The sequence below is a fragment of the Bradyrhizobium ingae genome, from assembly GCF_055791185.1.
In genome coordinates this window covers 1-12,319 of record NZ_JBVUBB010000075.1, presented here as the reverse complement: position 1 = coordinate 12,319, position 12,319 = coordinate 1, and the positions used below count along the sequence as shown (strand labels likewise).

The 12,319-nt window shown below is 63.2% G+C and carries 11 protein-coding genes; 5 read left to right on the top strand and 6 right to left on the bottom strand.

Annotated features, from left to right (window positions below; genetic code table 11):
• Positions 1-180: 180 nt before the first annotated feature.
• Positions 181-1,824: a S53 family peptidase gene (locus ACV1FX_RS41275; RefSeq protein ID WP_473123208.1), complete on the bottom strand. Its 1,644-nt coding sequence runs from the start codon at positions 1,822-1,824 to the stop codon at positions 181-183.
• A 62-nt stretch (positions 1,825-1,886) separates the two neighbouring features.
• Here ACV1FX_RS41275 and ACV1FX_RS41270 point away from each other — a divergent pair, with 62 nt between their 5' ends.
• The 3 genes from ACV1FX_RS41270 to ACV1FX_RS41260 all read left to right on the top strand — a co-directional run bounded on the left by ACV1FX_RS41270 (position 1,887) and on the right by ACV1FX_RS41260 (position 4,107).
• Complete coding sequence (locus tag ACV1FX_RS41270; RefSeq protein ID WP_473123207.1) at positions 1,887-2,105, top strand: hypothetical protein; 219 nt, start codon at positions 1,887-1,889, stop codon at positions 2,103-2,105.
• On the top strand, positions 2,095-3,267 hold the full coding sequence (locus tag ACV1FX_RS41265; protein ID WP_473123206.1) for a phosphorylase family protein: 1,173 nt from the start codon (positions 2,095-2,097) through the stop codon (positions 3,265-3,267). Before ACV1FX_RS41270 ends, ACV1FX_RS41265 begins: the two co-directional genes overlap by 11 nt.
• A gap of 99 nt (positions 3,268-3,366) precedes the next feature.
• Positions 3,367-4,107 (top strand): sulfate transporter family protein, encoded by a 741-nt coding sequence (locus tag ACV1FX_RS41260; RefSeq protein ID WP_473123205.1) that lies wholly within the window; start codon positions 3,367-3,369, stop codon positions 4,105-4,107.
• 216 nt (positions 4,108-4,323) lie between these two features.
• Here ACV1FX_RS41260 and ACV1FX_RS41255 read toward each other — a convergent pair whose 3' ends face one another.
• From ACV1FX_RS41255 to nth, 5 genes are all read right to left on the bottom strand, one after another.
• Complete coding sequence (locus tag ACV1FX_RS41255; protein WP_473123204.1) at positions 4,324-6,054, bottom strand: adenylate/guanylate cyclase domain-containing protein; 1,731 nt, start codon at positions 6,052-6,054, stop codon at positions 4,324-4,326.
• Between the two features lie 221 nt (positions 6,055-6,275).
• On the bottom strand, positions 6,276-6,719 hold the full coding sequence (locus tag ACV1FX_RS41250) for a CBS domain-containing protein (protein WP_473123203.1): 444 nt from the start codon (positions 6,717-6,719) through the stop codon (positions 6,276-6,278).
• A 298-nt stretch (positions 6,720-7,017) separates the two neighbouring features.
• A complete protein-coding gene (locus ACV1FX_RS41245) occupies positions 7,018-8,646 on the bottom strand; it encodes an MFS transporter (RefSeq protein ID WP_473123202.1) in 1,629 nt (542 codons plus the stop codon).
• Positions 8,633-9,772, bottom strand: coding sequence for an HlyD family secretion protein (locus tag ACV1FX_RS41240; RefSeq protein ID WP_473123201.1), 1,140 nt, complete (start codon positions 9,770-9,772; stop codon positions 8,633-8,635). The genes ACV1FX_RS41245 and ACV1FX_RS41240 overlap by 14 nt, the downstream gene beginning before the upstream one ends.
• A 94-nt stretch (positions 9,773-9,866) precedes the next feature.
• The gene (gene nth, locus ACV1FX_RS41235; protein ID WP_473123200.1) at positions 9,867-10,673 is read right to left on the bottom strand and encodes an endonuclease III; all 807 of its coding nucleotides are present in this window, start codon (positions 10,671-10,673) and stop codon (positions 9,867-9,869) included.
• A gap of 22 nt (positions 10,674-10,695) precedes the next feature.
• Between nth and ACV1FX_RS41230 the strand changes: the two genes are divergently transcribed.
• Complete coding sequence (locus ACV1FX_RS41230; RefSeq protein WP_473123199.1) at positions 10,696-11,214, top strand: DUF2244 domain-containing protein; 519 nt, start codon at positions 10,696-10,698, stop codon at positions 11,212-11,214.
• Between the two features lie 54 nt (positions 11,215-11,268).
• Positions 11,269-12,165 carry a methylated-DNA--[protein]-cysteine S-methyltransferase gene (locus ACV1FX_RS41225; protein ID WP_473123198.1) on the top strand — a complete coding sequence of 299 codons (897 nt, stop codon included), beginning with the start codon at positions 11,269-11,271 and terminating at the stop codon, positions 12,163-12,165.
• The last annotated feature ends 154 nt before the right edge of the window (positions 12,166-12,319 follow it).

Sequence of the window (12,319 nt, the reverse complement as noted above, 5' to 3'; positions counted from 1 at the left end):
TGTAATCTACTACAATAACTTCAGGCCTCATCAGGCCCTCGGCGGCAAGACACCAAAGGAATTTGCCGAGGTCCAGACCCAGACCATTCGATCAGCGAATTAGTGAACTTGCACAGCAATGACGGAGAGGAGGCAACCTCTCCCCGCGAAGAACGGGGGAGAGGGAGAAGCACGCGTAAATCACGCCGCCAGCAGATCCTGCAGCGCCGTGCCGTTGGGAACGCCGAGACCGGAGCAGGCGTCCCAGCCGGGGCCGGCCTTGTACATGCCGCGCAACTGGCCGGTGATGTCGTTGTTGCCGCTGGTGATGTCGCGGAACGCGGCTTGCGCGCTGGCTGCGTAGATCAGCGGATTGATGAACCCGACCGTCTTGCCGAATTTCCTGGTCGTCACCTCATTGATCCGCGCGATCAAGCCCGCCATGAGCGGCGCCACGGCGCTAATGCCACCGATCGTGGCGCCGACGCCGTTGAGGAAGATCTGATAGCCGGTCGCCGGATCGGCGTCGCCCGCGATATCGGGCACGCCGCGCCCGCTGTGATGCGCCGGCGATTTCGGGACATGGGCGTTGGCCTGGTATTTCGGCTGGGCGAACACGACGCTGACGCCGCCACCACCCGCTCCGTCCTCCGGTCCACCGTTCCAGACCACCTCCTGGATGTGGCCGTTCGGCGCCTTGAGATTGGTGCCGCCACAGGCCAGCGCAAACGGGCTCGACGCCGGGAAATCGGCATGCGGCTTGCCGTCCCACCCCTCACCCATATCGGCCGAGCCGTTGTCGCCGGAAGCAACACAGACCGTGACGCCCATCGCAGCAGCGTCGCGGATCGCTTCGTTCAGGCCATCGAGGAATTGCCGCGAGCTTTCCGGATCTTCCGGGCCGCACCAGCTGATCGAGATCACCGAAGGTTTTCGCGCATTGTCATGGACTGCGGCCTTCACCGCATCGATGAATCCGTTGGTGGTGTTGGGCGCGAAATAGACCACGATCTTGGCGCCCGGCGCGATGGCGCCAGCGACCTCGATATCGAGCACGACCTCGCCATCGGCCTCGGAATGGCCAGGCTTGTTGGCGCCGCCATCGACGCTCGCGGGCGCGATCTGCGGCATCGGGATTCCCGCCTTCTTGAAGAACGTCTTCAGATCCGACGTCTTGTAACCGGCGCCGGTCGGCTTGCCCTTCTGGTCGATGTCGTTGAGCTCGATGATGGCGATGCACTGGCCGGCGCCGGTCTCGCCGTCCGGGAAGTTGTAGAGCTGGGCGATCTGCTCGACCGAGAAGCTGCGGCTCTGCGCCGCGTGCGCGGTCGCAGCCCGTCCGATCCGCTTGTGCCGGAAGTGCGGACGCGCGACCGGACGATTGTCGAGCCCGTGCACGCCAATGACGATGCCCTCGAGCTCGACCGGAATCTGCACACTGCCCTTGCGCATCCGATAGGTCGCGCCCGCCTGCTTGACCTTGTTGAGCTTGACCCCGAAAGCCGCGCTCATTGCTTTCACGGTGCCGGTCAGCTTTACCGTGCGCGAGGCCAGATGCACGCTCTTGACGTTGAGATCGTGGTGATGCGCGAAATCGTCGATCTTGGCGACGTCGGCCGGATCGGCGCCCATCTGTGCGGCAAATTCGGCCCGGGAAAGATATTGCCGGTCGCGCGGCAATTGCGCGCCCAGCGCCATTACGGTGTCATCGTCCGAGCGCCTGGCGCGCAGCCGGACGCTGATCTCGATCTCCTGCTTGGGATCGGCCGCGCCAACCAGCTTGGCCCCCTTCGGCAACTTCCGTGCGCTGTTCGCCAGCGCCACGCGCTTCATCGTGCCTGCCATGACTTCCTCCGCTTGTGACTGGAAGGGCGATTGCCAGTATTCAACTATAGGTGTAGTCTGAGATGGAAATTGGTTCAGATGCTGAACGATATTTTTCCGTAAAAACCTTTGTATTGCCGATCAAACTATCGAAAGTCTTGATCCGGAGCAGAATTGGTCAGTGGCTCGGACCGATTGATATCCGCGAACTCGATTTAAAATTGCAACCGTCGGCCTGTTTGACCGACCAATGGAAGATATTGTCAAAATCATTGGCGCAGGAGTTAGACGATGCCGGCTGACCGTAAATGGGTTCAGAGAAATCTTGGCTTCGATCCGATCACGACGCCGCCGCCACGCGAGACCTTTGCCGTCAAACGTATTGCGGACGCGGCGGTGAAGCGCTCCGCAAAAGTTTCTCCGGAAGATTTTCAGCGTGAGATCATCGATTTTGATTCTGAATCGACCGAGGGCCGCGAGTTCATGGCCTTCTCGACGGCGACCGGCCTGTCGCGCTTCACCGACATTCCCTGGCCGAAGGGCCTCGCGCCGCAGACCGGGCCGAAGCCGAGGGGCAATGGCAACAGCCCGCTGCCGCGCGCGGACGTGCTGGTGGTGACCTGGACGGTCGACGAGGGCCACGCGCTGAGCCGCGTGCTGTCGCCGGGCAAGGACTCCCGCAACGACTACGTGCCTTACACGCACAATTTCACGACCATCTCCAAGAAGATGCGCAATGGCTGCCCGGCCATGGAGCTGAAGCGGCTCGGCACCTACTGGACCACCACGATCGGCAAGAAGAAGGTCGTGATCTTCAAGTCCGATTCGCACATGTCGCAAGACGGCCCGCAATTGCCGAACATCGACGTCTGGCGGCAGATCATCATGGAGGTGCAGCCTTCGCTCGTCATCACCACGGGAACCGCCGGCGGCATCGGCAAGCAGGTCGAGGTTGGCGACGTCATCGTCAGCCCGATTGTTCGCTTCGACTGCCTGTCCAAGTTCAAGAAGCAGCCGTTCGCGCAAGAGCATTTTTCGAGCAAGTCCGCGAAGACAACGCGCTTTGCAGAGGCCAAGACGCTGTTCAAGGCCAATGCCGGGCAGCTACCCAAGGACAATACCCGGCCGCCGAAGATCTTCGTGGTGAAGCCGAGCGGATTGAGCTCGTCCGTGGTCACCACCGATTTCTTCGGCTTCGACACCTCGGACAATCACTTCCATCTTCAGGGTCTCGGCGACGTCTCCGAGATGGGCGACGCGATCCTCGGGCTCGTCGCCAAGGACATGGGCGCGAACGCACCGCGCTGGCTTGCGATCCGCAACGTTTCCGACCCGCAGATCAAGGCCGAGGGCACGCTGAAGCAGCAGGAGCAGGTCGCAGCCCAGATCTACAAGGGCTTCGGCCGCTGGAGCTCGGTCTGCAGCGCGATCACCTGCTGGGCCAGCATCGCGGCCGAACAATAGGCCGCAGGTCAGCAGCTCGGCCTCGCTTGTCAACGTCCCTTGCCGAAAGGGGCCGGCATGTCTACCTCTCGCGGGTGAATTCTCGTGAGAGGTACCCCCATGCTTGATGCCGCCGTCAAGGCGCTGTCGCAGATCATCTCGCCGCCGATGCGCTCGATCCTGTGGCGCTCGATCGGCGTTGCGCTCGTGCTGATCACCGTGCTGGCGATCGGCCTGCAGCGGCTGCTGAGCTGGTTTGCCACCTATGGCGAGGTCTGGCTCGAGGGGCTGCTCGGCCCCGGCTGGCACTCCGCGCTCGAGGTGCTGGCCTGGATCGTCTCGATCGCGGCCGGCCTTGGCGTGGTGTTCGGCGGCGTTCTCCTGATGCCCGCGATCACCTCGCTGGTGGCGAGTCTCTTCGTCGACGACGTCGCCGATCACGTCGAGCGCGAACACTATCCGGCCGAGCGGCCCGGCGTCGCACTGCCGTTCACGATGGCGATGCACGAGGGCGTCAAGACGGCGCTGCTGACCATCCTGGTCTATCTGATCGCGCTGCCCTTCGTGTTCCTGGCCGGCGCCGGCTTCCTGATCTTCTTCCTCGCCACCGCATGGCTGCTCGGCCGCGAATATTTCGAGCTCGCCGCGATGCGCTTCCGTTCGCCGGAGGAAGCCAAGGCGATGCGGCGCGATAACGCCGCGACGATCTTCGCCGCCGGCCTGATCATCGCCGCCTTCGTCTCGATCCCCATCGTCAATCTGGCGACGCCGATCTTCGGCATGGCCTTCATGGTCCACATGCACAAGCGCCTGTCGGGGCGGCGGCCGGAGCTGATCGAGCCGGCGCGGTACATGCGCTGACAGCGATCAGGGCGCTCATTTGGTCCGGCTGCGGACAAGGAGATGCGCCACTAGCGCGAGAGATGAAGTGCGCTCTTAAGCGTATTCTTGAAACCGCGCTACAGTCAGCGCGGGTATGAGGTCCGCTGTGCCCTTGATGGCAGCGCAAGAGCCGACCTCACCAGAGGCCCAAGATGGGCCATTAGCCGTCATTCGATCACCTCATTGGATGGAGGGCTACTCGGGCAACCCCGCTTTCCGAAGCCCCTCAGCGTTCGATTGCCCGCTCAAAGCGATCCATTCAGATATTGTAAAGGCGGGATTGACCTCAAGCAGACGCGCCGCCGCCTCACGCGCCTCCGTGTCGCGTCCGAGATGGGCGAAAGCGGACGCGAGACAGAGGTAAGCAAACGAATGGGACGGGTTGAGACGCTGAGCTTTCTTTCCTGCGACGATGGCCTCGTCAAAGCGACGAAGCTCAACAAGGGCCATCCCCATCCCGGCAAACATCGCCGGGTCTATCGGGCTCATGCCGATGCCACGTTCAAAGCTCCGAACCGCTTCCTGCGGTAACCCCGCAGCTCTATAGACCCAGCCTCTGCAGCTCCATGCGTCAAATGAATTGGGGTTGAGCGCGACCGCCCGATCTGCCATTTCGAGCGCACTTTCACTATCGCGGACCACGTACGCCGAGATTAGGCTAGCCCTTGCTAACGTACTCGGATCACCATCGTCGATGCGCAATGCCAGGCGAGAAAGCCGCACTGCTTCCTTGAGCTCGAATTTAGGATCGGTAGAATACCCAAAAACAACGTTGTTCAGGTGAAAGACGCTTGCCAGAGAAGCGGCTCGACCCAACCCGGGGTCCAGCTCCAAAGCGCGATGGGCCAGCCTGATCGCTTCGGCCGACCCCTCGCGGGTCACAGGGAAGGCCTGCTGAATGGCGCGGAGGCAAAAATCATAGGCGGTAAGGTTCTCCGGTCGCCGCCGCGCCGACAATGCGATTTCTGTTTGAAGTATCTTCGGCTGAATGGCCGAGACGACTGCGAGCGTTACCTCGTCCTGAAGCGCAAAAACGTCAGTCAGGTCACGCTCAAACCTGTCCGCCCATATGTGCGCGCCCGTAACCGCATCAATCAACTGCCCCGTGATACGAACTTTCCCCGCTGCCTTGCGCACAGACCCCTGAAGGATATAGCGCACGCCAAGCCTGCGCCCAACCTCCTTCACATCGACGGTTTTGCCCTTGAACGTGAAGCTCGAATTGCGAGCTATGACAAACAACCACTTGAACCGCGACAGCGCCGTGGTGATCTCCTCAACCATCCCGTCCGCAAAATACTCCTGCTCGGGTTCGCCGGACATGTTCTCGAACGGAAGTACGGCGATGGCGATGGAAGGCATGTCGGGGAACGGAGGGGCCGCACTTAGCTTTTCGGTCGGCGCGAAGAACGCTTCCGTGCGTACAGCAAAAGTGCGGACCGGTTTGGAGATGTTCTTGAGCTGCTGTTCGCCCCGGTCCTCGAAGCCCACCTTCAGCTTGCCTTCGACTTCGCTGTACACCTTCTCCGAAATCAGGATGCCGCCCGGATCGGCGACCCCCTCGAGCCGGACCGCAATGTTGATCCCGTCGCCAAAAAGGTCGCCGTCAGCTCCGACGATAACCTCCCCGAGGTTGACCCCAATCCGCAGCTTAAGGGAGCTTCGGCCTGACGCGATGCCTTCCTGTATCTCCACCGCGCATCGCACCGCAGCTGACGGACTTACGAACTCGGCGAGCGCGCCGTCACCCGTGGTCTTGATCAGTCGTCCGTCGTGGCAGAAGAGGCCAGGCTCGATTACTTCGCACTTCAGGCGCTCGAACTCGGCGTAGGTGGCTTCCTCATCGCGTTGCATCAACGCAGAATAACCGACCACGTCGGCGGCCAAGATCGCTGCTAATCGTCTCTGAACCCGCTGCTCGGTCACGGCGGCCCTCCGAACGGCCAGACTAACCACGCCGTTGGACAAGGAATAGCCTACCACTTTATTGCGGACCTGTGAGCGGCAATAGCAGGATGGCCCTATCTGCCCCCAAGCAGCATTTGCCGGGCCGGTGGCACGGGCTGCACTCGCTTTTCCGTTGCCGGGTGCAAAGCAAAGCACCCCGGCCAATGCCTACGCGGGACGACGGCACCGCGGTTCGTCTGTCAGCCCCCGGGGCCGTCCTTCATGATGTAACCCATCAGGTCGTCCACGTTGTGCTCCAAATCCCGGATGATGTTCTTGACGACGTCTCCGACCGAGATGAGACCCACGACCTTGCCCGCGTCCAGCACTGGCAGGTGGCGAAAACCACGCGCAGCCATCATCGCCATGCAGGCGTCCAGCGGATCGTCCGGCTTGATCGTCACCGGGTTGCTCGTCATCACCTGGCTCACCGGCGTCTGCTTCGCATCGAGCCCGGGCAGCAGCACTTTGATGGCGCAGTCACCCTGGGTCACGATACCGACCAGCATGTCGTCGTCGATGACCAGCACGGACCGGACCCGGTTGTCGCGCATCTGGCGCAAGGCTTCGATGACCATGTCGCCGGAACGTACATGGATCAGGGCGCCACTCTTCTGCGCCAGAGCGCTTTTTACCGTGCTCATTGATCTGCCCTCGTGGGTCTTATCCTGCCCCGCCTTGATGGTCCGCATTGAAGGATAGTCGAAATAACTCTCCTCGTCAGCACCGCACCCGATGCCGCAAAGACCTTGAATGAGTGGAGCGGAGTACCCCAGGTTCAAGCGGTCTAAGCACTGGCACCGCCTCAAGGGCTGTTATGGGTCACGAGCAGAAGTGCCCTGACTGATCGTGAGATTTCCGCTTACCGGTCAGAAGTTGACGTCTGCACTTTCCAGACGTCCCCTGGAGAGCTAGTTCGACCTGACCAAGATTTCCCGTGCCCTACGTCACCGGCACGCCGCACTTGCGCAGCACGGTCTTCGCAAAACCAAATGGCGCCGGCGTGAATGGACCCGGCGGGGCGCGGGTGAGCAGCGCGACGCAGCCGAGCGCTGCGATCGCGAGCCAGAAGCACAGCCAGAAGCCGTCGAGATAGGCGAGCACATTGGCCTCGCGCTGCACGAAGCCCGCAAGCGTGCCGACCGCGCGGGCCTGCGCCGCGCCCAGGCCGTGGGCGGCGAAGCGGTCGGCAAGCTGCTTCAGCATCCTGACCACGTCGACGTCGCCGGTCGCAATGTACTGGCCGAGATAGTTGGAATGAATCTGCTCGCGGACCCGCAGCCATGTGCCCATCAGCGCAACGCCGATCTCCGCGCCGCCGAGCCGCATGATCTGGATGTAGGCCGCAAAGGCCGTCGCGCGGCTCGGGTCGGAGTTGGACAGCAGCGTGATGATGAGCGGCAACAAGGTGAGCGACTGCCCGATCGCCTGCAGCAGCACGATGCCGACGAAATCCTCCCGCGCCCAGTCATGGGTAAGCTGGGTGCCCCAGAGATTGGCCGCGGCAAAGCAGGCGAATCCCACCACGACCACCGTCCGCGTATCGAAGTGCTGCAGCAGCCAGATCGAGATCGGCACCAGCACGAACATCGGCAGCGCGCCATAGGTGAGCAGCAACAGGCCGCTCTGTTCGGGCCTGAGCAGGCCGATCGCTGCGAGGAAATTCGGAACCAGCGATGAATTCGACAGGCTCGTCAGCGTGTAGAGCAGGATCAGGATCAGCGACAATCCGACATTGCGCGAGAACAGCACGTTGACATGCGCCCAGGGCTGGCGAACCAGGGACTCGTTGACGAGGAAGCCCACGAACAGCACGGCCCCGCCGGCGATGAGCGCCATCACCGTGCCGGACTCCAGCCAATCCAGCCGGTTGCCCTGATCGAGGCCGGCATAGATCATCGACACGGAGGCACCTAACAGCACCATGCCGCCCCAATCGGCGTGGCGCAGCAGATCGCGATTGACGGGCTCGCTGGGCGTGCCGAGATAGACCATCAGGCCCATCAGCGGCGCGATCACGACGCCCTGCCAGTACAGCCATTGCCAGCCGAGATGGTCGACATAGAAGCCGACCAGCGAGCTCGACGTATCCAGCGCGAAGCCGACGCGGATCGAGTAGATCGCAATCGCCGGCAACCACCAGCGGATCGGCAGGTTGCGGAACACGATCATCAGCGTCGCCGGCACGAAGGTGCCGAGCAGCAGGCCGTGCACGATGCTGAGGCCAATCAGCGCGGGAAAATCGTGACCGAAGGGAATGACGAAGGAGATGACGGCGTAGACGAGGCTCGGGATGCCGAGCACGCGGCGCAGGCCGAACGCGGTTGCGAGCCACGCCACGGCGGGCGCGATCAGGATCTGCGAGCCGATGCCGGCGGTGGAAAGCCAGGCGCCCTCGTCGAAGCCGAGCGAGAACGCGCCGCGCAGGTCGGGCAGGCCGACCGTGGTCAGGCGACTGTCGAAGTTCGCAAGGAACGAGCCGAGCAGCACGGCGGCCACGGCGAAGACCGGTCGTGGCGCGATGCCGCCGCGCGAGACCGGTCCGCGATCGACACTGTCATTTGCCGCCATTCGTCCCTGCACCATCGGTGTGGATGCTGGTGACGACGGACATTCCCGGCAGAAGGCGCTCAACCAGCGGCTGGTTGTCGTCGAGCTGGATGCGCACGGGAACGCGCTGCACCACCTTGGTGAAATTGCCGGTCGCATTGTCCGGCGGCAGCAGCGCCACTTGCGAGCCGGTCGCGGGCGCGATGCGCTCGACCCGGCCGCGCAGACGCTCGCGCGGGAAGCTGTCGACGGTGATATCAACCGGCTGGCCCGGCTGCACATGCGTGAGCTGGGTCTCCTTGTAGTTCGCGATGACATAGACTTTTGGCAGCGGCACCACGTTGATCAGGTTGGTGCCGATGTTGACGTAGTCGCCGGGCTGCACCTGGCGCTCGCCGACGACGCCATCGAACGGCGCCGTGATCTTGGTGTAGCCGAGCTTGAGCCGGGCACTCGCAAGCATCGCCCTGGCCGCTTCGAGATCGGCGGCGCGCTGCTTCTTGGTCCCTTGCAGGACTTCGAGCTGGTGACGCTGCGCGGCGATCACGGCGCGGCTTGCGCGCACATCGGCCTCTGCCTTGGCGAGCGCCGCCACCGCCTGCTCGAGCCGCTGCCGCGTGCCGGACTCGCTCTGCGACAGCGATTGCTGACGCTGCTGCTCCTGCTGTGCCTCGACTTCCAGCGCTTCGGCGGACAATCGCGCGGCCTCGGCCTGCGCGATCGTCGCATATTGCAGCTCGACCTGGTTGCTCAGATTGTCGAGCGCCGCCTGGGCCGCAGCAACGTTCGCTTCGGCCTGCGCGACCTGGGCCTGATAATCGGCAGGATCGATCTGGATCAGGAGATCGCCGGCATGCACGCGCTGGAAATCGGTGACCGCGACGTTGAGCACCTCACCGGTTACGCGGCTCGCGAGCCGCGTCAGCTCGGCACGGATATAGGCGTCGTTGGTGGTCTGGATCGTCGCGCTGCCGACCCACTCATCGAAACGCAGCGTCGCCAGCGCGACAAAGGCAAGCGCGACGACGACGGCAAACAGCGGAACGGCGAGCCGGCTCCACAGGCTCGGAGCCGGTCGTTGTGACGGCCTGGACGCGACGAGAGGAGCAGCGGGCGGTGGCGAACGGACTTGTTCTTGTTGACTCACGGCACCACCCCGAAATCATGTCGCGAACGCAATTCCTGCCAGCGTCATTCCGGGTTCGCCCTTCGGCGCCCCGGAATGACGGAGAAACTTTGCCTCAGACCGTCTTCTCCGGCCACCGGCAGAGATCGTTGATCAGACATACCTCGCAGCGCGGCTTGCGCGCGAGGCAAGTATAGCGGCCGTGCAGGATCAGCCAATGATGGGCATGCAGCATGAACTCCGCCGGGATCACCTTTTCGAGACCGAGCTCGACCTCGAGCGGCGTCTTGCCGGGCGCGAGGCCGGTGCGGTTGCCGACGCGGAAGACATGGGTATCGACCGCCATGGTGTGCTCGCCGAAGGCCATGTTGAGCACGACATTGGCGGTCTTGCGTCCGGCGCCCGCCAGCTGCTCGATCTCGGCGCGCGTGCGCGGCACCTCGCCGCCGAAATCGGTCAGCAGCTTCGCCGACAGCGCGATCACGTTCTTCGCCTTGGTGCGATAGAGGCCGATGGTCTTGATGTAGTCGCGCAGGCGCTCCTCGCCGAGATCGAGCATCTTTTGCGGCGTGTCGGCGACTTGAAACAATTCGCGCGTCGCCTTGTTGACACCGGCATCGGTGGCCTGGGCCGACAGCACGACGGCAACGAGCAGCGTGAAGGGATTGAGATGCTCGAGTTCCCCCTTCGGCTCCGGATTGGCTTTGCGGAAGCGGCTGAAGGCCTCGTGGATCTCGGCCGCCGTCCAGGGTTTTATTGTCTTCTTGATCGTCTTGGGCTTGATCGTCTTGAGCTTGATTGTCTTGAGCTCGATAGCCTTGGTCTTTCGCACTTTCGGCGAAGTCTTCGCGGCGGCCTTGCTTGCCTTTTTCTTCGGCACGGGGGATTTGTGGGCGGCCGTCTTGCGGATGATTTTTGCCATGACCGGGATATACTGACAGGCCATGAGCACAGGCAACGAAATTGAGCGCGACAGCGAGGCGCAGATCTTCTCTGCGCGGCTGACGCCGCATCGCTCGCTGAACCGCACCGGCTTCCTCGCCGTGATGCTGTTCCTCAGCGTCGTCAGCTTCGTGACCGGGATCGTGTTCCTGATGATGGGTGCCTGGCCGGTGTTCGGCTTTTTCGGCCTCGACGTGCTGGTGATCTGGTGGGCCTTCAAGGTCAATTTCCGCACCGCGCGGGCGAGCGAGGAGATCGTGGTCACGGTCTCCGAATTGCGCGTGCGGCGGACCAGCCATCGCGGCCATGTCGCCGAATGGGTGTTCAATCCGCTCTGGGTCCGGCTCGAGCAGGAGGCCGACGAGGAGTTCGGTCTCGAGCGCCTTTATCTGGTCTCCCGCGGCCGCAGCGTGTCGATCGCGACCTTTTTGGGTCCGGAGGAAAAGGCAAGCTTTGCCAAGGCCTTAATCGAGGCCCTGAACGCCGCCAAGCGCGGCCCGACCTACAATCCGGTCACTTGAGCCCTGTCAGAAATCGGGTGGTTTGGAGGGCGTGGTCCTCCTACATTTCCGGTCATGATGACACTCGCCATACATGACCAGCGCCTGGCCAGGCCGGGCTCGGAGAACGCCGCGCTGCGGGACTATGATTCCGTGCGCCGCGCGATCGCCTTCATCTCGGAAAACTGGCGCTTGCAGCCGACCATCGAGGCGATGGCGGATGCGGCCGGCGTCACGCCGGATGAGCTGCACCATCTGTTCCGTCGCTGGGCCTCGATCACGCCAAAGGCCTTCATGCAGGCGCTGACGCTCGATCATGCCAAGCACTTGCTGCGTGATTCCGCGAGCATCCTCGACGCGGCGCTCGACTCGGGTCTCTCAGGTCCGGGACGGCTGCACGATCTCTTCGTCACTCACGAAGCGATGTCGCCGGGCGAATGGAAGAACGGCGGCGCGGGCCTGACCTTGCGCTACGGTTTCCATCCCTGTCCCTTCGGCACCGCGATCGTGATCGCGACCAATCGCGGATTGTCGGGGCTTGCGTTCGCCGATCCCGGCGAGGAGCAGGCCGCGCTCGCCGACATGACGCGACGCTGGGCGAAGGCAACTTATGTCGAGGACCATGAGGGCACGGCGCCGCTCGCCCAGCGTATCTTCGACACGAAGCTATGGCGGCCGGACCAGCCGCTGCGCGTCGTCATGATCGGCACCGATTTCGAGGTGCGGGTGTGGGAGACGCTGCTCAGGATCCCGATGGGACGCGCGGTGTCCTATTCGGACATCGCCTGCAAGATCAACAGCCCGAAGGCGTCGCGCGCCGTCGGCGCTGCGGTCGGAAGGAATCCCGTCTCCTTCGTCGTGCCCTGCCACCGCGCACTCGGCAAGGACGGCAAGCTCACCGGCTATCACTGGGGCGTCACCCGCAAGCAGGCGATGCTGGGCTGGGAGGCGGGACAGCTCGGAGTGCAGTAAGTACGCTGTTCTCCCCAATGTCGTCCCGGCGAAGGCCGGGACCCAGATGTGGACGGCCCCCGTGGCACAAGAGCCAAGTGAGGTTTGATCGGATCGCTTGCATCCATATGTCCGGCCTGTTGATGCGGCTTGTTGGACCGCTGGCCAAGATGGT

What these genes read in the sequence shown, in the direction of transcription:
- nth (WP_473123200.1), bottom strand. Translation starts at nt 10,673, where the DNA reads ATGGCAAAAATCATCCGCAAGACGGCCGCCCACAAATCCCCCGTGCCG.
- ACV1FX_RS41225 (WP_473123198.1), top strand. Translation starts at nt 11,269, where the DNA reads ATGATGACACTCGCCATACATGACCAGCGCCTGGCCAGGCCGGGCTCG.
- ACV1FX_RS41245 (WP_473123202.1), bottom strand. Translation starts at nt 8,646, where the DNA reads ATGGCGGCAAATGACAGTGTCGATCGCGGACCGGTCTCGCGCGGCGGC.
- ACV1FX_RS41260 (WP_473123205.1), top strand. Translation starts at nt 3,367, where the DNA reads ATGCTTGATGCCGCCGTCAAGGCGCTGTCGCAGATCATCTCGCCGCCG.
- ACV1FX_RS41270 (WP_473123207.1), top strand. Translation starts at nt 1,887, where the DNA reads ATGGAAATTGGTTCAGATGCTGAACGATATTTTTCCGTAAAAACCTTT.
- ACV1FX_RS41265 (WP_473123206.1), top strand. Translation starts at nt 2,095, where the DNA reads ATGCCGGCTGACCGTAAATGGGTTCAGAGAAATCTTGGCTTCGATCCG.
- ACV1FX_RS41230 (WP_473123199.1), top strand. Translation starts at nt 10,696, where the DNA reads ATGAGCACAGGCAACGAAATTGAGCGCGACAGCGAGGCGCAGATCTTC.
- ACV1FX_RS41250 (WP_473123203.1), bottom strand. Translation starts at nt 6,719, where the DNA reads ATGAGCACGGTAAAAAGCGCTCTGGCGCAGAAGAGTGGCGCCCTGATC.
- ACV1FX_RS41275 (WP_473123208.1), bottom strand. Translation starts at nt 1,824, where the DNA reads ATGGCAGGCACGATGAAGCGCGTGGCGCTGGCGAACAGCGCACGGAAG.